At 66.4% G+C, this 19,237-nt stretch carries 19 protein-coding genes; 13 read left to right on the plus strand and 6 right to left on the minus strand.

Annotation, left to right across the window (positions count from 1 at the left end; translation table 11 throughout):
* Positions 1-846, plus strand: an 846-nt coding sequence (locus tag ABD243_RS06920; RefSeq protein WP_344363652.1) for a sugar phosphate isomerase/epimerase family protein, incomplete at its 5' end; no start/stop codon positions are given.
* Positions 843-2,336, plus strand: a complete 1,494-nt coding sequence (locus ABD243_RS06925) for a sugar porter family MFS transporter (protein WP_344363655.1) — start codon at positions 843-845, stop codon at positions 2,334-2,336. The genes ABD243_RS06920 and ABD243_RS06925, both read left to right, overlap by 4 nt.
* Positions 2,337-2,505: 169 nt before the next feature.
* On the opposite strand, the gene ABD243_RS06930 is transcribed toward ABD243_RS06925, so the two are convergent.
* On the minus strand, positions 2,506-2,955 hold the full coding sequence (locus tag ABD243_RS06930; protein ID WP_091251470.1) for a MarR family winged helix-turn-helix transcriptional regulator: 450 nt from the start codon (positions 2,953-2,955) through the stop codon (positions 2,506-2,508).
* A gap of 165 nt (positions 2,956-3,120) precedes the next feature.
* Between ABD243_RS06930 and ABD243_RS06935 the strand changes: the two genes are divergently transcribed.
* Positions 3,121-4,338, plus strand: coding sequence for an MFS transporter (locus tag ABD243_RS06935; protein WP_344363658.1), 1,218 nt, complete (start codon positions 3,121-3,123; stop codon positions 4,336-4,338).
* A gap of 17 nt (positions 4,339-4,355) precedes the next feature.
* Here ABD243_RS06935 and iolB read toward each other — a convergent pair whose 3' ends face one another.
* Entirely contained in the window at positions 4,356-5,252 is an 897-nt protein-coding gene (iolB, locus tag ABD243_RS06940) for a 5-deoxy-glucuronate isomerase (RefSeq protein WP_344363661.1), read from the minus strand.
* A 179-nt stretch (positions 5,253-5,431) separates the two neighbouring features.
* On the minus strand, positions 5,432-6,172 hold the full coding sequence (locus tag ABD243_RS06945) for a GntR family transcriptional regulator (RefSeq protein WP_116766925.1): 741 nt from the start codon (positions 6,170-6,172) through the stop codon (positions 5,432-5,434).
* A 349-nt stretch (positions 6,173-6,521) separates the two neighbouring features.
* On the opposite strand from ABD243_RS06945, the gene ABD243_RS06950 reads away from it, so the two are divergent.
* The 4 genes from ABD243_RS06950 (at position 6,522) to ABD243_RS06965 (ending at position 10,667) form a co-directional block, all read left to right on the plus strand.
* Positions 6,522-7,517 carry a substrate-binding domain-containing protein gene (locus ABD243_RS06950; RefSeq protein WP_344363664.1) on the plus strand — a complete coding sequence of 332 codons (996 nt, stop codon included), beginning with the start codon at positions 6,522-6,524 and terminating at the stop codon, positions 7,515-7,517.
* Between the two features lie 53 nt (positions 7,518-7,570).
* Entirely contained in the window at positions 7,571-8,620 is a 1,050-nt protein-coding gene (locus ABD243_RS06955) for an ABC transporter permease (RefSeq protein WP_344363666.1), read from the plus strand.
* A 16-nt stretch (positions 8,621-8,636) separates the two neighbouring features.
* Positions 8,637-9,554 carry an ATP-binding cassette domain-containing protein gene (locus tag ABD243_RS06960; RefSeq protein WP_344363668.1) on the plus strand — a complete coding sequence of 306 codons (918 nt, stop codon included), beginning with the start codon at positions 8,637-8,639 and terminating at the stop codon, positions 9,552-9,554.
* 78 nt (positions 9,555-9,632) lie between these two features.
* Entirely contained in the window at positions 9,633-10,667 is a 1,035-nt protein-coding gene (locus ABD243_RS06965) for a Gfo/Idh/MocA family oxidoreductase (RefSeq protein ID WP_344363671.1), read from the plus strand.
* Between the two features lie 96 nt (positions 10,668-10,763).
* On the opposite strand, the gene ABD243_RS06970 is transcribed toward ABD243_RS06965, so the two are convergent.
* Positions 10,764-11,570, minus strand: coding sequence for a gamma-glutamyl-gamma-aminobutyrate hydrolase family protein (locus ABD243_RS06970; RefSeq protein ID WP_344363674.1), 807 nt, complete (start codon positions 11,568-11,570; stop codon positions 10,764-10,766).
* 40 nt (positions 11,571-11,610) lie between these two features.
* Here ABD243_RS06970 and ABD243_RS06975 point away from each other — a divergent pair, with 40 nt between their 5' ends.
* The 5 genes from ABD243_RS06975 (at position 11,611) to ABD243_RS06995 (ending at position 16,496) form a co-directional block, all read left to right on the plus strand.
* A complete protein-coding gene (locus ABD243_RS06975; protein ID WP_344363676.1) occupies positions 11,611-12,066 on the plus strand; it encodes an SRPBCC family protein in 456 nt (151 codons plus the stop codon).
* A gap of 68 nt (positions 12,067-12,134) precedes the next feature.
* A complete protein-coding gene (locus ABD243_RS06980; RefSeq protein ID WP_344363679.1) occupies positions 12,135-12,842 on the plus strand; it encodes a FadR/GntR family transcriptional regulator in 708 nt (235 codons plus the stop codon).
* Positions 12,843-13,057: 215 nt separating this feature from the next.
* The gene (locus ABD243_RS06985; protein WP_425547143.1) at positions 13,058-14,431 is read left to right on the plus strand and encodes an MFS transporter; all 1,374 of its coding nucleotides are present in this window, start codon (positions 13,058-13,060) and stop codon (positions 14,429-14,431) included.
* 28 nt (positions 14,432-14,459) lie between these two features.
* A complete protein-coding gene (locus ABD243_RS06990) occupies positions 14,460-15,236 on the plus strand; it encodes an SDR family NAD(P)-dependent oxidoreductase (protein WP_091251491.1) in 777 nt (258 codons plus the stop codon).
* 126 nt (positions 15,237-15,362) lie between these two features.
* Positions 15,363-16,496: an LOG family protein gene (locus ABD243_RS06995; RefSeq protein ID WP_344363683.1), complete on the plus strand. Its 1,134-nt coding sequence runs from the start codon at positions 15,363-15,365 to the stop codon at positions 16,494-16,496.
* 18 nt (positions 16,497-16,514) lie between these two features.
* Here ABD243_RS06995 and ABD243_RS07000 read toward each other — a convergent pair whose 3' ends face one another.
* Together ABD243_RS07000 and ABD243_RS07005 are read right to left on the minus strand one after the other, a co-directional pair.
* Positions 16,515-17,474, minus strand: a complete 960-nt coding sequence (locus ABD243_RS07000; protein ID WP_344363685.1) for a matrixin family metalloprotease — start codon at positions 17,472-17,474, stop codon at positions 16,515-16,517.
* Complete coding sequence (locus tag ABD243_RS07005) at positions 17,474-18,688, minus strand: VIT1/CCC1 transporter family protein (RefSeq protein ID WP_425547144.1); 1,215 nt, start codon at positions 18,686-18,688, stop codon at positions 17,474-17,476. The genes ABD243_RS07000 and ABD243_RS07005 overlap by 1 nt, the downstream gene beginning before the upstream one ends.
* Before the next feature lie 262 nt (positions 18,689-18,950).
* On the opposite strand from ABD243_RS07005, the gene ABD243_RS07010 reads away from it, so the two are divergent.
* Positions 18,951-19,184, plus strand: coding sequence for a hypothetical protein (locus ABD243_RS07010; RefSeq protein ID WP_344363690.1), 234 nt, complete (start codon positions 18,951-18,953; stop codon positions 19,182-19,184).
* Positions 19,185-19,237: the final 53 nt, after the last annotated feature.

A 19,237-nucleotide genomic window follows, 5' to 3' on the forward strand; every position in this document is an offset into this window, starting at 1 on the left:
CACCACAGCCACGGACTCCTTGAGTTCCCGCGCGTGGTCGCCGACCTCGGCTACAAGTACATGCAGATGACCCCGCACGCCGATTTCATCCCGTTCTTCAACCACCCGAAGGCCGACGACGAGCTTGTGGGCAAGCTGAAGGCGGCCTGCAGGGACGCGGGAATCGAAATTGCCTCGGTGCTGCCCGTGCTGCGATGGTCCGGCCCGGACGAGGACGCCCGCGAGGCCGCCGTCCGCTACTGGAAGCGCGCCATCCAGATCACCGTGGACCTCGGCGTCAGCACCATGAACACCGAATTCAGCGGCCGACCGGAGAAGGCCGAGGAATCCGAGCGCGCCTTCTACCGTTCGATGGAGGAACTGCTCCCCATCATCGAGCGGGAGGGGATTGACCTGCTGATCGATCCGCACCCGGACGACTTCGTCGAGGAAGGCCTCGCCGCGATCCGGGTGATCCGCGGACTGAACTCGAAGAACGTGGGCCTGGTCTACGTGGCCTCGCACAGCTTCCACATGAAGAACGAACCGCTGGAGATCATGCGGGCCGCGGGGGACAAGCTGCGCCTGGTCCACGTCGCCGACACCATGAACCACCACGCCTCGCATGGGCTGCGCTACATCACCAACCCGCCCGGGAACCCGGTGCGCGTGCACCAGCACCTGAAAATCGGCGACGGCGACGTGAACTGGGACGAGTTCTTCGGCGGCCTGAAGGAAATCGGCTTCCTCGACCGCGAGGACACCGTCATGGTCTCCAGCGTCTTCGCCGAGGACGACAACGCTGCCGAGGTCTCCCGCTACCAGCTGGAGACCATGATGCAGCGCGTCGAGAAGGCGAGCCTATGACGAAGTCCGACGGAACACTGACGAATTCGGCTCCGCCCGCGGACGCGCCCGTTTCCGAGGCTGACTCCGATGTCCAGGAAGCCGCCGTCCGGAGAACCGGTGGAGCATCGAATCCCAAGAGGTTCATGCGGCGCGTGGCGCTCTTCTCCACGTTTGGCGGCCTCCTCTTCGGCTATGACACGGGCGTCATCAACGGCGCCCTGCCGTTCATGCAGCGGGACCTCGGCCTCACTCCGCTGACCGAGGGACTCGTGACGTCCACACTGCTCTTCGGTGCGGCGTTCGGTGCCATCTCGGCGGGCCGGCTCTCGGACCGCTTCGGCCGGCGCCGGACCATCATGGGGCTCGCGTTGATCTTTGCGGTGGCCACGGTTGCCTGCTCTGTCTCGCCGAGCACTGAACTGCTCATCGCCTCGCGCACCCTGCTGGGCCTTGCCGTCGGCGGAGCATCGGTGATTGTTCCGGTCTACCTCGCGGAAATGTCCCCGGCAGCCCAGCGCGGACGCATCGTGACGCAGAACGAACTCATGATTGTCACGGGGCAGTTCCTGGCCTTTACGTTCAATGCCGTACTGGGCAACGCCTTCCCGGAGGCCTCCCACGTGTGGCGGTGGATGCTCGTTATTGCCACGCTGCCCGCCGTCGTCCTCTGGTTTGGCATGCTGGTTCTGCCGGAAAGCCCCCGCTGGCTGGCTTCGGCCGGCCGCTTCGGTGAAGTGCTTGAGGTACTGCGCCGGTCGCGCGCCACGGAGGACATCTCCACCGAGTTCGACGAAGTCCGGCAGGCCGCGAGGGAAGATTACCAATCCAAACTCGGCACATTCCGCGACCTCACGGTGCCGTGGATCCGGCGCATCTTCGTCGTCGGACTGGGGCTGGCCGTGATCAACCAGATCAGCGGCGTCAACGCCATCATGTACTACGGCACCTCCATCCTCTCCAGCTCCGGCTTCGGCGATCAGGGCGCCCTGATTGCCAACGTCGTCAACGGCGTCACTTCGGTAGTCGCCGTCGTCGTCGGAATGTCCCTCATGTCGCGTCTGCCCAGGAAATCCATGCTGATCGCCGGCTTGATCGGCACGGCAACGTCCCTGCTGGCCATCGGTATCATCTCCATGGCGATCCCGGAAAGCATGCTCCGCGGCTATCTGGTGCTGCTGTTCATGGTGACGTTCCTCGCCTCGATGCAGTCCTGCATCGGCACGGTGACGTGGCTGACGATGGCCGAAATCTTCCCGCTGCACGTCCGCGGCATTGGCATGGGGATCTGTGTCTTCGTCCTGTGGATGATCAACTTCCTGATCGGGTTCTTCTTCCCGCAGATGGTGTCCTGGATCGGCGTCTCCGTGACCTTCTTCATCTTCGTGGCGATCCAACTGGCAGCCATCGTCTGGGTGAAGCGCGTGGTTCCGGAGACCCGGGGCAAGAGCCTCGAGGATCTGGAACACTTCTTCAAACAGGCGGCCGCCAAGCAATCCGTCACCGTATAGCGTTACCAACCACGTAGCCTGACAAAGCAGCAAGCCCCGCCCCCGGCATGACCCAACTAGCTAGCAGCAGGGGCCGTTATGAGCCTTCATAACGGCCCCTGCTGCGAGTCACTTGGGCTGTAGCGGGGGCGGGGCTTTCTGCGTTGATACGGTTGAAGCGGTTATCGCGTTAGACCGCGGCGTGCAGCCGGGGGAGGGCGTCGACGAGCGGCGCCAGTTCCGGCACTTCCTGAGCCTCGGCCAGCGCGCGCTCCAGGGTAGCGTCGTGGACCGGCCTGCTTTGCTCGAGCAGCGTGATGCCACTGGGCGTGAGCTCGGTATAGATCCCGCGGCGGTCATCCGCGCACAGGATCCGGGTCAGCAGCCCGCGGTCCTCCAGCCGGTTGACCAGGCGCGTGGTGGCGCTCGCGCTCAACGCCGTGGCGCGGGCCAGCTGCTGCATCCTCATGTGCCAGCCGTCCTGCCGGCTCAGCGCGTCCAGCACCGTGTACTCCACGACGGAGAGCTGCGCCTCGGCCTGCAGGGAGCGCTCCAGCTCGGCTTCGATCAGCCCGTGCAGGGCCGCGAGGGTCCGCCAGCCTTGCGCCCGGACCTCGACGGCGTCGTCCTTGATGCCCATCTGGTGAATCCCTTCAGCTAGCGTGCCCGGCGGGAGTGGTGCCAGGCACATCAAATAATAGTTGCTTGCGCGCTGTATCTGCTTGTGCAAGAATAAATAACGCGTCTGCAACTACTAGCTTACGCGTCATACCCCTTTCCGTACAGCTTTGTAAGGAGCACCCCCATGCCTGTTGGCCTGATAGCCCTAGCCCTCGGCGGGTTCGGCATCGGACTCACCGAGTTCGTCATCATGGGTCTGCTGCCGCAAGTGGCCGCAGACTTCCACGTCACCGAGGCCAACGCGGGCTGGCTCATCTCCGGCTACGCGCTCGCCGTCGTGGTCGGGGCGCTGGGCCTCACCGCGGCCGTGACGCGATTCGAACGCAAGCCCGTGCTGGCCGTGCTGATGGTGCTCTTCATCGCCGGCAACCTCGTCTCCGCGCTCGCCCCCGACTACCCGATCATGATGGCAGGGCGCATCCTTGCCGCGCTGTCGCACGGTGCGTTCTTCGGCATCGGAGCCGTGGTGGCCGCCAGCATGGTGGCGGCCGATAAGAAGGCCGGCGCGATCGCGATCATGTTCACCGGCCTGACGGCGGCCAATGTGCTGGGTGTCCCGTTCGGCACTATGCTGGGCCAGGCTGCGGGCTGGCGCGCCACGTTCTGGGCGATCACCGTCATTGGCGTCCTCGCCCTGGCGGGCATCCTCGCCCTGGTCCCGAAGACCGGCTCTGGAGAGACTGCGCCAGGAGGCCTGCGCAGCGAGCTCCGGGCCTTCCGGTCCGGCCAAGTCTGGCTTTCCATCCTGGTCACCATCCTGGGCTACGGCGGCATGTTCGGCGCCTTCACCTACATCGCGTTCACGCTCACGGAGGTCACCGGCTTCGCCGCCTCCACCGTGCCGTGGCTGCTGATCCTCTTCGGCGTCGGGCTCTTCATCGGCAACACCCTCGGCGGCAAGGCGGCCGACAAGAACGTGGACCGCACCCTGCTCGTGGTGTTGGCCGTGTTGGTGGTGGTGCTCGTGGTCTTCGCCCTGACCTCCGGCAACCAGCCGATGACTATTGCTTCCATGGTGCTGCTGGGCGGCTTCGGCTTCGCCACGGTCCCCGGGCTGCAGATGCGCGTCATGAAGTACGCCAGCAGTGCTCCCACCCTGGCCTCGGGCGCTAATATCGGTGCCTTCAACGTCGGCAACGCCCTCGGCGCCTGGCTGGGCGGCGTGACCATCACCGCCGGCCTCGGCTGCACCTCGCCGATCTGGGCCGGGGCCGGGATCACCGTGCTGGGCCTGGCGATCATGGTGTTCGCGGCAGCCGCTGCAAAGAAGCACGACGCCGGCCGGCCGGCCGCCGTCGACAGCTCCACGGCGGATGCCGCGACTGAGTTGCAGACGGCCTAACTGCCCGGCCTGTAGGCCTACTGGCCGAACGGCAGCCGCGGGTCCAGGTCCTGGCCCTCCCAGGTCTGGCGGATCCAGCCGTGGTGCGGGTCGTCGCTGATGAGCCAAGCGCGGACCGGGCCCGGGCCGGCCATGACGTTGAGGTAGTACATGTCGTAACCGGGGGCGGCCATGGCGGGCCCGTGCCAGCCGTAGGGCACCAGGACGACGTCGCCGGTGCGGACCTCGGCCGAAACGTCGATGGGCCGCTCGTCGGACGCGTAGACGCGCTGGTAGCCGATGGCGTCGTCGGCGCCCGGGCGCTGCGGCGCTCCCGGTGTGACCCGGGTTTCGAAGTAGTAAATCTCCTCGAGGTTCGTCTCGCCGTCCTTTTCCTCATCGTGCTTGTGCGGGGGATAGGAAGACCAGTTGCCGGCCGGGGTGAGGACCTCGCAAACGATGAAGCGGTCCGCTTCGAGTGCGGCGGGGGTCCCGAAATTGTGGACCTGGCGGGAGCAGTTGCCCGCTCCGCGCAGTTCCACCGGCGTCTCGGCGGCCGTGATGAGGCGGGTCGGGTAGGACGCTTTGGCCGGGGCGGTGGCAACCGCCACCCGTCCGCCGTCGGCCGAGGTGATCTTCACGGCCTTGCCTGTTCCCGTGTAGAGCACATCGCTGGGGCCGCTAAAGACGCTGTCCCGCCCGGCCAGCGGATACTCCTGCCCGTCCACGGTCCCCACGAAGGAGCCGTTGAGCGGCACCACGATGCGTTCCTCCGCTGCGGCGGCCAGTTCGACGGCGCCGCCGGCGGCCAGTGTGGCGACCTTCAGTCCGGTATGGGCCCAGCCCTCCACCTCCAATGAGGAATCGGATGTTCCGATGGAAATGTCCCACTTGCCTTGCGCGGCGGCGCCGAGCGGATAGACCCAGTTGGCCATGGAAGCTGCCCTTTCGTAGTCGCGCCGGAAGAAGGCGCGGGTGTGCGGGGTTGGAGATGGCGGTGCTCGCTGTTGAACGCCGGTGTCCGGACTGTGGTTCTCTCGACGCCGATGTCGGGGCGCCTAGGTCGGACCGCTTGTCTCACGGCGCCGGTTACGGAACGCCTATCTCTGAACTCTTATCTCTGAACCAGTGTCATTTCAAAGCTGTAGGAATCGGCCCTGTAGGCGTGGTGGCCGGTTTCCACCATCCGCCCGGTGTCATCCACAGCCGTGCGCTCCATGGTGACGAGGGCGGAGCCGGCGGTTGTTTCGAGCAGCGGCGCCTGGTAGTCGTTGGCGATCATGGCGCCGATCCGCTGGGAGGCGAGACGGAAATTCACGCCACCATTGCGCAGAATGCCGTAGAGGCCCTGCGATGCCAGGGATGCCTCGTCGATCGTGGTGATGTCGTCGCGCACCCAGTTCTCCATCAGGGCCAGCGGCTTGCCGCCTACTTTCCGGAGCCGGGTGAAGTGGTAGACCTTGGCGCCGGCGGGGAGCTGCAGCGCCTTCCGGATCGAGGCGTCTGCCTCTTCATGGGAGAAACTGAGCACGTCGGTGGTGGGTTTGCTGCCGCTGTTGCTCAAGTCGTCGTAGAGGCTGGAGAGTTCCAGCGGGCGGCGGACCTGGCTGGACACCACCTGGGTACCAACGCCGCGCTTGCGGACCAGGAGGCCGGAGCGGACCAGCTCATCCATGGCTTTGCGCATCGTGGGGCGCGACAGGTTCAGCTGGGCGGCCAGATCGATCTCATTTTCCAGCCGGCTGCCGGGCTCCAGCAGTCCGGTATGTATCGCGGCCTCGATGCCCTGGACCACTTGGTGGTACAGCGGTACCGGGGACGACCGGTCGATCCGCAGATTTAGTTGATTCGCCACTGGACGTGCTCCCTTGCGCTCCGCAGCGGCCGTGATAGCGGTCTGTCTGCGTTTGTCAGGCTCATGTTCGCTTGATAGGACATACTGCCTTTTTCTGATAGTAGCAGGGTGGACAAAGGGAGCCAAGGGCTGCCGTGGGGAGCCATGCGAGTGGGGGGCGCATTGTCAGCTTTGTGCTGGTCACGCCCGCGAAACCGGCGTTTCCATCGCGTAGCGTTACGTCAAAACATCCTAATGTCAGGACAAACTATTGACATCTGTGATTGAAGTCACCATGATCGGTTGTAGATGGCTCACAGACCGACGCGATGAAGCGGCCGGCGTGGCCCAGAATCGAAGGAGATTAATCGTGACCAAGTTCTCGTGGCGGAAAGCAGCCCTTGTGGCTGCCGTTGTACCCATGCTGGCCCTGAGCGCGTGTTCCAGCAGTGGCGGCAAGCCCGCGGATACAGGAAATGCGGCCGGTGGCGGCCAGGCCGTCTCGACGCCGCGGCTCAAAGTCGCCCTCATTACGCACGCAGCGGCTGGGGATACCTTCTGGGACATCGTTCGCAAGGGCGCTGAGGAGGCATCAGCGAAGGACAACGTCGAGCTCCTCTACACGTCCGATCCCGAAGCCGGGCGCCAGGCCCAGCTCGTCCAGCAGGCCATTGACCAGAAGGTTGACGGCATCGCTGTCACGCTCGCCACGCCGGACGCGCTCAAGGACGTCCTCAAGAAAGCCACCGACGCCGGGATCCCCATCGTAAGCCTCAACGCCGGCGAGGGTGTCTCCCAAGCTCTCGGTGCCTTCACCCACTTCGGTTCCAACGAACAACTCGCCGGCGAGGCCGTCGGCACCAGGCTCGCAGCGGAGGGCTACAAGCATCCCGTCTGCGTGATCCAGCAGCAGGGCCACGTGGGCCTTGAAGCCCGTTGCGCCGGCGTCAAAGCCAAGGTCCCCGGAACTGAAATCCTTTACGTCGACGGCAAGGACATGACCGCCGTCCAGTCCACCGCGACCGCCAAGCTCCAGGCCTCCAAGGACGCCGACGTCATCATCGGCCTCGGCGCCCCGATCACCCTCACGCTCCTCAAATCGGTCACGGATGCCGGCAGCTCAGCCAAGGTGGCAAGTTTCGACCTGAACGCGGAGCTCGCCCAGAAGATCGTCGACGGGGCAGTCCTCTTCACCGTGGACCAGCAGCCGTGGCTGCAGGGCTACATGTCCGTTGACGCGCTCTGGCAGAACAAGCGCGGCGGCTTCAAGCTCGGCGGCGGCCAGTCGGTCCTCACCGGCCCGAGCATCGTCGACAAGTCAAATGCGGCCGATGTCCTGACGTTCGCCAAGCAGGGTATCCGCTAACAGCCCGCTGGCCGGGCCGGCCGCTGGCCGGCCCGGCAGCAAGGAGAATCATCATGACCATCACCCAGACAAAGACAAAGTCGCCGGCGCCCGATGAGCGAGTCGCCAAGCGCAGTCCGTTCCAGAAACTGCTCGGACGTCCCGAGGTCGGTGCCCTCGTCGGGGCCATCGTCCTCTTCATCTTCTTCGCGTTGGTGTCCCCGACGTTCACCCAGCCCAACGCGCTGGCGACCATCCTGTACGGCTCCTCCACGATCGGCATCATGGCGGTCGGGGTGTCCTTGCTGATGATCGGCGGGGAGTTCGACCTCTCCACCGGTGTCGCCGTGATCTCCTCGGCGCTGACGGCGTCGCTGTTCAGCTGGTACTTCACCACGAACGTCTGGGTCGGTGTCGGCCTGGCCCTGGTGGTCTCGTTGTCCATCGGCTTCATCAACGGCTGGATCCTGATGAAGACCAAACTCCCATCCTTCATCGTGACCCTGGCGACCTTCCTGATGCTGACCGGCCTGAACCTGGGCCTGACCCGCCTGATCGGCGGCTCGGTGTCCTCGCCCTCGATCTCCTCCATGGACGGCTTCGCCTCGGCCCGGGCGGTGTTCGCCTCCTCCATCAACATCGGCGGCGTCGAGGTCAAGATCACCGTGTTCTACTGGTTCCTCCTCGTCGCGGTGGCCACCTGGGTGCTGATGCGGACCCGGGTCGGGAACTGGATCTTCGCCGTGGGCGGCGACGCGAACGCGGCCCGCGCCGTCGGTGTGCCGGTCAAGGCCACCAAGATCGGCCTGTTCATGGCAGTCGGGTTCTGTGCCTGGATCCTGGGCATGCACAACCTCTTCGCCTTCGACGCCGTGCAGTCCGGAGAGGGCGTGGGCAACGAGTTCCTCTACATCATCGCCGCGGTCATCGGCGGCTGCCTCCTCACCGGCGGCTACGGCTCGGCGATCGGCGGCGCGATCGGCGCGTTCATCTTCGGCATGGCCAACAAGGGCATCGTCTACGCGCAGTGGAACCCGGACTGGTTCAAGTTCTTCCTGGGCCTGATGCTGCTGCTGGCCACCATCGTCAACCTCATCGTCAAGCGCCGCGCGGAACTCAAGTAAAGGGGCACGGACAACAATGAACGCCAAAGAGATCGACCAGCAGACCCTGCTGCAGAACGAAAGAGACCCCCTCACCCACACCCCGGTGCACCTGCTCTCCCTCGACGGGATCGCCAAGCACTACGGCAACATCATCGCCCTGTCCGAGGTCACCATGGCCGTGGACAACGGCCGCGTCACCTGCGTGCTGGGCGACAACGGTGCGGGCAAGTCCACCCTGATCAAGATCATCGCCGGCCTGCACCAGCATGACGCCGGGATCCTGAAGGTCATGGGCGAGGAACGGAAATTCACCTCGCCCCGTGACGCCCTGGACGTCGGCATCGCCACGGTCTACCAGGACCTCGCCGTCGTGCCCCTGATGCCGATCTGGCGGAACTTCTTCCTCGGCTCGGAACTCACGTCCGGCTTCGGCCCGTTCAAGAGCATGGACGTCGAGAAGATGAAGGAGATCACGCTCAAGGAACTCGCCGCGATGGGCATCGACCTGCGCGACGTCGAGCAGCCCATCGGCCAGCTCTCCGGCGGTGAACGCCAGTGCGTCGCGATCGCCCGGGCCGTGTACTTCGGCGCGAAGGTCCTGATCCTGGACGAGCCCACCGCCGCCCTAGGCGTGAAGCAGTCCGGCGTCGTGCTCCGCTACATCCTGCAAGCCCGCGACCGCGGCCTCGGTGTCATCTTCATCACCCACAACCCGCACCACGCCTTCCCCGTCGGTGACCGCTTCCTGCTGCTCAAGCGCGGCAAATCGATCGGCTACTACGACAAGAAAGACATCACCCTCGACGAACTCACCGCCCAGATGGCCGGCGGCGCCGAACTCGCCGAACTCGCCCACGAACTCGAACAACTCGGCGGCCACGGCGACGTCGTCAAAGAAGTCCAGGGCGAAGTCGCCGAAGTGGCTCAGACGACCGGCAAGACCTACGGATAACGGCCATCCCCACGCTGGAAGGCCTGGGACGTTCCGGGCAGCATCCACCGTGCCCGCACTACACACGAGAGTAGAAGTATGAAAGACGTAATCCTGGGGCTCGTCGGAGTTGGGCGGATCGGCGTCATGCACGCCAACAACATCGCCGCCCTCAACGAGGTCCTGAACCCGCAGGGGATCCGTGTCCTTCTCCGGCTCACGGACGTCGCAGAAGATCATGCCCGGACCGTGGCATCCGGTCTCGGCGCCGAATTCCTGCCGTCGGTCGAGACACTCCTTGCCTCCGGGGTGGACGGCCTCGTCATCGCCACCGGAACCGGAACCCACCCCGAGCTCATCAAAGCCGGCGTGGACGCCGGGATCCCGGTGTTCTGCGAAAAGCCTGTGGCCCTGAACGTGGACGACGCCCTGCCGGTGCTCGATTACATCCGGGAGCGCAACGGCGTGGTGCAGATCGGGCATCAGCGCCGGTTCGACGCCGGCTACCTTGAGGCCCGCCGCGCCTACCAGGCCGGCGAGCTGGGCTGGATCCATTCCCTCCGCGCCGTCACGTGCGACATGACGCCGCCCCCGGTCGAATTCCTGGCCAGCTCAGGCGGCCTGTTCCGGGACTGCTCGGTCCACGATTTCGACATCCTGCGCTGGCTCACCGGCCGCGAAATCGTCGAGGTCTACGCCAAGGGCTCCAACAACGGGGATCCGGCGATCGGCGAAGCCGGCGATGTGGACACCGCCCTCGCGCTGGTGACGTTCGACGACGGCACCGTGGGCACGGTCTCCGCGACCCGCTACAACGGGGCAGGTCACGACGTCCGGCTCGAAATCCAGGGTTCCCGCAGTTCGCTGATGGTGGGCCTGGACGACAAGACGGCGATGGCCTCCGCCGAAGCTGGGACTACCTTCCCCTCCGGGAAGCCCCACCAGACGTTTGCCGAACGGTTCGACCAGGCGTACCGCTCCGAGATGGAGGCCTTCGTCGAACTGATCCTTGGTCGCCGGGACAACCCCTGCACCCCGGAAGATGCCGTGGCGGCGTCCCGGGTGGCGGACGCGGCCCAGGAATCCCTGGCCGCAGGTGTCCCGGTCAAGGTGGCGGTGAGCGTCGTTAGCTGACCGGCGCCCCGTGCGGGACCCCTGGTCCGTAAGGAACTGAACTAAACGGAACCCCCGGGGCCCATTGAACTGGCCCCGGGGGTTCTGTTGTCTCCCTTAGGGCCGGTTCCGGCACACCTCGACGAAGGCCCGGAACGGTGCCAGCCGCTCCGCCGCAGAAAGTTCCAATGCCTCGGGATGCCACTGCACCGACGCCACCCAGCGGTCCGGATGCTCCAGCGCTTCAACGGTCCCGTCCTCGGCGACGGCCGTCACCCGCAGTGCTCCGGCCACCCGGGCCACGGCCTGATGGTGGCCCGAGGCGATCTTCACCGTCACGGCACCGGATCCGCCGCCGTAGAGGGCTGCCACCTTGGAGCCGGCCTGGACCGCTACCTCGTGCCAGGCCCACGGACCGGCCCCGTGTGCCGGCGCGGGCTCGCGGTGCGCCACCGTCCCCGGAGCCATGTCCTGGATGAGGGTCCCACCATAGAGGACATTGAGCAGCTGATGCCCCCTGCAGATGCCCAATAGCGGCAGGCCGGCGTCGATCGCCTGCCGCGCCACCTCCGCGTCCAGCTCGTCCTGGGCATGATTGACGTCGTAACAGACTCCGCTTCGCTCCTCGCCGTACAGGCCGGGGTCGAGGTCGCCGCCGCCGGGAAGCACGACGCCGTCGAGAGACTCCAGCGCAGCCCCGAGGCCGCCGTCGAGAGACTCCAGCGCAGCCCCGAGGCCGCCGTCGTCGCTCACCGCAGCGGTGAGCAGCACCGGTTCGCCGCCGCCCTCACGCAACAGCTCCACGATGTATTCGAACAATGCGTTGGCTTCCGCCACCCGCGGGTCGGGATCGGATGAGCTGGTGAGGCGGACAGGAACGCCGATGCGCGGCCGGTTGCCCGGGGTGCTGCGGAAAATCTGCATGCCTCATTCTGCAACACCATCCCCGGACTAGGATTGCCAGATGAAAGCCCGCTATCTCGTGTCCCGCAGCCGGTTCATCGCGGCCGCCCCGGATGCCATCTTCGACGTGCTCGCCACGCCCGCCCTGCACAGCGCGATCGACGGCTCGGACACCGTGAAGGGAGCCCAGCCGCGCGGGCCCGAACGGCTCTACCTCGGCGCCAAGTTCGGCATGCAAATGAGGATGCGGGTGAACTACAAGATCCTGAACAGGGTCTGCGAGTTCGAGGAAGGCCACCGGATCGCCTGGCGGCACTTCTACGGCCACGTGTGGCGTTACCTGCTCGAACCGTCCACGGGTCCGGACGGCACCGCCGGCACCCTCGTCACGGAGCAGTGGGACGCGCGGCGGGTCCGCGGCAAGAGCCTGCTCCGGTTGGCCGGCTACCTTCGCCGCCATCCGGTCAACCTGGAACGGACGCTGGCCAAGCTCGACGCCTACATGGCTGCGCGGTGACTTGGGGCACGCAGGGACTTGGGTAATGTGGATGGAAGCACGAGCCGCGACTGAAGGTGGGAACTGGGATGGGCCGCAGGACACTGGTCGACGATCTCGTCGACGGCCTGCTGACCGAGATCCTCGACGGAAAGCTCCCGCCCCACACTGCGATTCCGCCGGAAGCCGACATCGCCAAGGCCTACGGTGTCAGCAGGCTGACCGTGCGTGAAGCCCTCAAGGCGCTCCGCGCGCAAAACATTCTCTATGTGAAGGCCGGCCGGGGAACCTTCGTCAATCCCACGGACAACTGGACCGGCCTCGACGCGATCTTCAGGGCGGCCTCGCACGGCAATGCGGCCGAGCAGGTCTCCGTGGGGCTGATCGAGATGCGCCGCATGGTGGAAACCGGGGCGGCCGCACTCGCCGCCACGCGCTATACCCCGGAGCACGCCGAGCGGATGCGCGAGTGCATCGAGGACATGAAGCGCTCCCACGAGTCCGGCGACCTGGACCGCTTCGTGGAAGCGGATATCGGATTCCACGACGCCGTCCTGAGGGCCTCCGGCAACCCCTTTGTCCGTGCCCTCTTCGCCCAGCTGGGCCAGCTGCTGTACATGACCCGACGCGAAACATCCGCCGTCGACGTGATCCAGCAGCACGCCATCGATTACCACCAGAGAGTCCTGGATGGCATCCTCAGCGGCGACGCGGAGCGCTCGCGGCAGGCGATGGATGCGCACATGGACCAGACTAACGCGGACTACGAACGCTACGTCCGGGGCGCCAAGTCCTGACGCCCGCCTGCGGACTCTTCGCCTGATCCAACAGACTCTTGACGTAATCCGGATCACATTCTAAGCTCGTGCCTAGTTCTTGAGTCAGATGTCTGACATCTGACTCAAAGGTTGATCCTGATTCCGCAGTCGCAGCTGCGGACAGGACCTCTCCCACATACCCACGAATCCCTACGCGGCAAAGCTGCCGGAGGGAACCGCACGTAAGAAGGTCGATGATGACTCTATTAGCCCCCAAGTCCTCCGGACTCGGCGAACTGGGTGACCGCACGCTCCGCAAGGTCCGCCGCCGCGTCATGCCCCTGATTGTCCTGCTCTACTTCGTTGCCTATCTGGACCGCAACAACGTCGGATTCGCCAAACTCACCATGAGCGAGGACATCGGCCTGAACTCCGCTGCCTACGGCCTTGGCGCCGGCATCTTCTTCCTCGGTTACGCACTCCTCGAGGTTCCCAGCAACGCGGGCATGTACCGGTTCGGGGCCCGGAAGTGGTTGGCCCGCATCCTCATCACGTGGGGCCTCTTCGCCACCGCCATGTGCCTGGTGAACGGCGAAAGCACCTACTACATCGTCCGGTTCCTGCTGGGCGCCGCCGAGGCCGGATTCTTCCCGGCGATCCTGTTCTACCTGACGCTATGGTTCCCCGCTGCGCAGCGCGTGACCGTGCTGGGCATCTTCATCCTCGCCCAGCCCGTCTCCAACGCGCTCGGCGCCCCGGTATCCGGGCTCCTCCTGCAGCTGGACGGCGTCATGGGCCTCCAAGGCTGGCAGTGGCTCTACATCATCGAAGGCATCCCGGCGATCCTCCTCGGCGTCCTGACGCCCCTCCTCATGACGGACCGCCCGCGGGACGCCAAATGGCTTGAGACTGACGAGCGCAACTGGCTGTCCGCCACCATGGACGCCGAACTGGCGGCCAAGTCCCAGTCCGGAAAGCACAACTTCCTGGCCGGGCTCAAGGACAAGCGCACTCTGGTCTACTCCGCCCTGTACTTCGGCCTGGTGTGCGGAATCTACGGCCTGGGCCTGTGGATGCCCACCATCGTCGCGGCCCTCGGCAAGTTCTCCACGGCCGAGGTGGGATTCATCGTCTTTATCCCCTATGCCGTGGCCGCAGTTTTCGTCTACTTCTGGAGCAAGCGCGCCGACCGGACCGGCAAGCGTGCCTGGCACTCCGCGGTCAGCATGGTGCTCGCGGGCGTGGGACTTCTGGCCGCCGGCTACCTGTTGCCGGTCAACCCTGTCCTCGCGATGATCGGCCTGACGGTCTCGGCCATGGGGATCTACGGGGCCATCGCCCCGTTCCTCTCGATGCCCTCCGCGGCGCTGACCGGCGCGGCTGCCGCTTCCGGCCTCGCCCTGGTGAACTCCCTCGGAAACCTCGGCGGCTTCATCTCCCCGTACGCCGTCGGCCTCCTCAAGGACGCCACTGGCAGCAACCAGAGCGGACTGCTGTTCCTCTCCCTCTGCCTGTGCCTCACCGCCGCGGCCACGTACCTCTACGCCCGCAAGCGCCCCGAAGGTGACGCCGCCCTTGACCCCGCCGTCGCAGCGGCGGCCGCCGTCGACCAAGCCAAAGTCTCCTAACCCCGAACTCCCAGAAGGAACCGTCGTCATGACATCAATTACCCCTTTCCCGACTGAACGCACCGTGGTCCTGACCGGCGCCGCCTCGGCCCGCGGCATCGGCCGCGCCGCCGCCGACCGCCTGGCCAGCGAGGGCTGGTCCATTGCGATCCTGGACATCAATGCCGAGGACGCTGCCGCAGCTGCCGCCGAAATCGGCTCCAACCGCGCGGTCAAGGCCATCGGCGTCGGCGCGGACGTTTCCGACGCCGCATCGGTAGACCGGGCTATCACGGAGATCGAAGGCTCGCTGCCCCCGATCGTTGCCCTGGCCAACCTGGCCGGCATCAGCTCCCCGACGCCGTTCATGGAGACCACGGTCGAAGAATGGGACAAGGTCTTCGCCATCAACATGCGCGGATCCTTCATCGTCTCCCAGCGGGTACTCAAGGGCATGATCGAGCGCAGGCTCGGCAGGATTGTGAGCATCTCGTCGATTTCGGCACAGCGGGGCGGCGGCACGTACTCCAAGGTCGCCTACAGCGCATCCAAGGCCGGCATCATCGGATTCACCCGCGCCCTGGCCCGCGAGGTGGGCGAATTCGGGGTCACCGTCAACGCCATCGCCCCCGGCCCCATCGACACCGACATCATGGGCGGCACGCTGAGCGAGGAACGCAAGGCCCAGATGTCCGAGGGCATCATGATGGGACGGGTCGGCAGCCGCGAGGAAGTGGCGGCCCTCATCGCCTTCCTGCTCGGCCCGGACGCCGGCTACATCACCGCGGCCACCTACGACATCAACGGCGGCCTCCAGGTCTCCTGACCGTTCCCCACCCTCCCAACCTCCCCGTTGCGCTATCACTTGTGGCCCTTAAAACCCCGGAATGGCCGCCACAAGTGATAGCGCAACGGGGGGAGGGAGGGGCCGGCCACGGTCTAGGCTGGCTCCATGAGCGCCGCCCGCAGCCTGCACCCCAGCCCCCGCACCCTGGAGGTCGAGAGCCTGGCCGGCTTCGACCGGCTTGTCGCCGCCGGGGCGCGCAGCATGCACGGATGGCATGTCCAGTCGCTGGACCTGCGGGGCCGCCGGCATCAGCTCGAGGTGCTGGACGTGCAGGGTGCGATTTTCCTGGGCTGCACGTTCGACGGCGGCGTAGAGGATTCGCTGCGCAACCGGGGGGCCCTGCTCTTTCCGCGGCTCGAGGCCGTGCCGTTCAACCCCTACCGCGGCAAGCTGTACACGCCGCAGGAACTGTATGCCGGCATCAACACGTCACGCTATGAGGACACTCTCGACGCGCGGATCTACCAGTGGAGCATCCGACCGGGCCAGCGCCACCGCCTCGATGCCACCCTGGCCGCGGCCCTGCATGACCACTCGATCGGCGATGCCCTCGACGAGCTGACCCGCTCGGACTTCTGCGCGGGCCGCACGATGGTGGGCGTCATGGGCGGGCACGCTGCCCGCCGCGGCACGGCCCTCTTCGAAGAAGCCGCGCTGCTGGGCCGGCTGCTGGCCCGGAACAACCGGGTGGTTGCCACCGGCGGCGGCCCCGGGACCATGGAGGCCGCCAACCTGGGCGCCTTCCTCAGCGAAGCCCCGGAGCAGGACTTCCGGCAGGCCCTGGCCGACCTCGCTGCGGTGCCGGCCTTCCGCCCCTCGGTGTCCTCCTGGGCACGGGCGGCCGCCGCCGTCGTCGAACGCCATCCGGAGGGAACGCCGTCGCTGGGAATTCCCACGTGGTACTACGGACATGAGCCGCCCAACTTCTTCGCCACGCACGTGGCCAAATACTTCGCGAATGCCATCAGGGAAGCGATCCTGCTCGAGCTCTGCAACGGCGGCATCGTGTTCCTGCCGGGCTCCGGCGGCACGGTGCAGGAGATCTTCCAGGACGCCTGCGAGAACTACTACGGCGCCCCCGAAACCATCACCCCCATGGTCCTGGTCGGGGAGGAACACTGGCTGCGGCGGTTCCCGGCATGGCCGCTCCTGCAGAGCCTGGCCTCCGGCCGCCGCATGGAAGGGCGGATCTTCCTGGTCGACACCGTGGAGGAAGCGCTCGACGCGCTGGCGCGCTAGCTGTCCTGTGCCATCGGGTTAGAGGTCTTTGCGGCACTGGGCGTGGCCGAGCTCGTACAGCCCGTTCAGGTCGCCGGCGGCAAGCCCGTCGGGGGTTCCAATCTCCGGATACATCAGCTGGGCAGGGTCATTGACGTGTTCCAGGCCCATGACATGGCCGAGTTCGTGCAGGATCACCGCCGTGGCATACGACGCCCCGTCGGACCGGCCCAAGTCTTCCGTGATTTGCGGGGCATCCAGTTCGAGGCTGCCGGTGACGAAGCTCTTGGGACCGTCGCCGAAACTGAAGTGGGTGCTGCCGCCCGTGCCGATCACCGGGCCCTTGAGCTGCGGGGCCTGTTCCGGTGTGGTCCAGGCAATCAGCAGCGGCGCCCACCTGTCCCCGTAGACGTCCTTCTGGTATGGCGCACGGTTTGGCGAGGGGAGCTCGCCCGTGGGGCCGTCATTGATGAACTTAATCCCGGTGGCCTCCGAGATGGTCCGGATGGAGTCGTCCACGAGCCGTTCGGACCCCTGTGGAGCCAGAGCGGCATTGACCACATAGTGCAGCGGCCGGCACGGCGAGTAGCCCACCGGGCTGCCGTCCTCGTTCGTGGCGAGGAACTTGTAGGAGGTGCTGGCGACTTCCGGTTTCCGGGCCGAGCCGAGGGGTTTGTCCTGTTCCTCGAGCCCGGGCGGGGGAGTGTCCGTCCGGGACTCTTCGGCCGGAACAGCAGGTTGGCCCGACACCTGGCCGGTCCGCGGCGCCGGCTGCACGTCAGCGCCCTGGCTGTGGCCTGCATTCTGCCCTGCGTTGTGCCCTGTGCCGCGCGAGACCTCGAAGAGCCCCGTAAACCCGGGATCGCCGTAGATGAGTCCGGCCGCGAGGAACGCCGCACCGGCGATCATGGCAGCGGCGACCAGGTTCCTGACAACCCGCAATGCCGTTGCGGGCCGGCTGTGCTGCGGCCCGCGGTCCCGAAATTCAGGACCGTCCACTAGCCCACCACGGCGCCAAAGACCATGCCCAGCAGGTACGTCACGCCCGCGGCGCCCATGCCGATGCCCAGCTGGCGCAGGCCGCGGGTGGTCGGGGACGTGCCGGACAGCAGACCTACGACGCCGCCGGTAAGCAGCAGCGCCAAGCCGACCAGGGTCGCGGAAACCACCAGCGCGGCTATTCCCGTCATGCCCAGCAGGAAGGGGATGATGGGCACGATCGCGCCGGAGGCGAAGAAGCAGAAGCTCGACGCCGCTGCTCCCCAGGCCGTGCCGACAGCCTCATGCTGGTCCTCGGCATCCGGCAGTTCCGGCTGCAGGGACAGGCTCGGATCGCAGTCGCAGTCCAGCAGGCCCATGCGCTCGGCGACGCGGTGCTCGGCGGCCTCCCGGGACATGCCGCGGGCCAGGTACACGAGCAGGAGTTCGTTGTGCTCGATGTCCAGCAACGGCGCCGCCGCCAAGGTGATCTGGGTGGGCCGGGTCGCGGCAAGGAGCTCCCGCTGCGACCGGACGGAAATAAACTCGCCGGCACCCATGGACAGCGCACCGGCCAGCAGCCCGGCGACACCGCTGAGGAGGACCACCTGGCTTCCAACGCCCGAGGCCGCCATGCCCATGACGAGGGACAGGTTGCTGACCAGCCCGTCGTTGGCGCCGAAGACGGCGGCCCGGAAGGTTCCGGCCAGGCGGTTGCGGCCCCGGGTGGCCAGTCCGCGGACCACTTCCTCGTGGATCTGCTCGTCGGCGACCATTGCCGGCGTGGCAGAGGGGTCGTTGGCGTAGGGGGAGCGGCTCTCCGCGCGCTGGGCCAGGGCCAGGACGAAGACCGAGCCGAAGTGCCGGGCCAGGAAGCCAAGGAACCGGCTCCGGAGCGAGGCATGCCGGTCCTTGCCGGCGTGTTCGCCCAGCAGCTGAAGCCAGTGGGCCTCGTGGCGGCCCTCGGCCTCGGCCAGCGCGAGCAGGATGGCACGTTCCTCGCCGCTGCGGTTCTGCGCCAGATCGCGGTAGACGGATGCCTCGGCGCGTTCATCGGCGAGGTACTGCCGCCAGCGTTTGATGTCCGCGGTGCTCGGAGTTGCGGTTGGTGCGGGGCTGGGTGTCGAGGCCTGCGGCGGCGCGGGGCGCGGGTCCGTGTGGCCGCGGTCCGAAGAATCCTGTGTCGGGTGGGGCTGCTGGGAATCGTTGTGGTCCGATTCGGTGTACTGAGACACGAAAAACTCCTGGGTTTGGTCGGGCATGGTCCGGCCCCATTGCGACTCCAGAGTACCCCGTAATTCCGAGCTTTTCCGGCTGGCAATCCTTAGCGGAAAGTTTCGGGAAGCCGTAACCGGCGAGCAGTGGCGGGGCTGCCCGCAGATAGTTTCCGCCAACGATTGCGGGCCCTTGACCGCCCGGGTTCACGGTGTTCGAATGAAACCCAGGGCGGGCCCTCCGGGGCCCTTGCCGCCACCCCTGTCACACGGAGGTTGCACCATGGACAGCACCGGATCACCCATCCCGCCGGCCCGGGACTCCCTCGAGTCCGATCCCGCTTACGACTACGCCGAGGACGCGCCCGTGAGTGATGGCGCGGAGACCGAGGAGGAGGAGCTTCTGGAGGAGGCGGACCGGCTCGTTCCCTTGGACAGGGAGGATTTCCTGGGCGAGGAGAAACCGGTAGTGCCCCTCGAAGGGGAAGAATTCCTTGAACCCGAGGAAAACGAGTGATTCTCCCACCCGCTTGATGGTTCACTAAACAACGATCCAACAAACGACGACGG

The sequence above is a fragment of the Arthrobacter humicola genome, assembly GCF_039531445.1.
Taxonomy (GTDB): domain Bacteria; phylum Actinomycetota; class Actinomycetes; order Actinomycetales; family Micrococcaceae; genus Arthrobacter; species Arthrobacter humicola.

Coding starts and splice junctions, on each gene's coding strand:
- ABD243_RS06925 (WP_344363655.1), top strand. CDS start 843: ATGACGAAGTCCGACGGAACACTGACGAATTCGGCTCCGCCCGCGGAC.
- ABD243_RS06970 (WP_344363674.1), bottom strand. CDS start 11,570: ATGCAGATTTTCCGCAGCACCCCGGGCAACCGGCCGCGCATCGGCGTT.
- ABD243_RS06985 (WP_425547143.1), top strand. CDS start 13,058: ATGATGACTCTATTAGCCCCCAAGTCCTCCGGACTCGGCGAACTGGGT.
- iolB (WP_344363661.1), bottom strand. CDS start 5,252: ATGGCCAACTGGGTCTATCCGCTCGGCGCCGCCGCGCAAGGCAAGTGG.
- ABD243_RS06980 (WP_344363679.1), top strand. CDS start 12,135: ATGGGCCGCAGGACACTGGTCGACGATCTCGTCGACGGCCTGCTGACC.
- ABD243_RS06965 (WP_344363671.1), top strand. CDS start 9,633: ATGAAAGACGTAATCCTGGGGCTCGTCGGAGTTGGGCGGATCGGCGTC.
- ABD243_RS06955 (WP_344363666.1), top strand. CDS start 7,571: ATGACCATCACCCAGACAAAGACAAAGTCGCCGGCGCCCGATGAGCGA.
- ABD243_RS06960 (WP_344363668.1), top strand. CDS start 8,637: ATGAACGCCAAAGAGATCGACCAGCAGACCCTGCTGCAGAACGAAAGA.
- ABD243_RS06975 (WP_344363676.1), top strand. CDS start 11,611: ATGAAAGCCCGCTATCTCGTGTCCCGCAGCCGGTTCATCGCGGCCGCC.
- ABD243_RS06930 (WP_091251470.1), bottom strand. CDS start 2,955: ATGGGCATCAAGGACGACGCCGTCGAGGTCCGGGCGCAAGGCTGGCGG.
- ABD243_RS06995 (WP_344363683.1), top strand. CDS start 15,363: ATGAGCGCCGCCCGCAGCCTGCACCCCAGCCCCCGCACCCTGGAGGTC.
- ABD243_RS07010 (WP_344363690.1), top strand. CDS start 18,951: ATGGACAGCACCGGATCACCCATCCCGCCGGCCCGGGACTCCCTCGAG.
- ABD243_RS06935 (WP_344363658.1), top strand. CDS start 3,121: ATGCCTGTTGGCCTGATAGCCCTAGCCCTCGGCGGGTTCGGCATCGGA.
- ABD243_RS06990 (WP_091251491.1), top strand. CDS start 14,460: ATGACATCAATTACCCCTTTCCCGACTGAACGCACCGTGGTCCTGACC.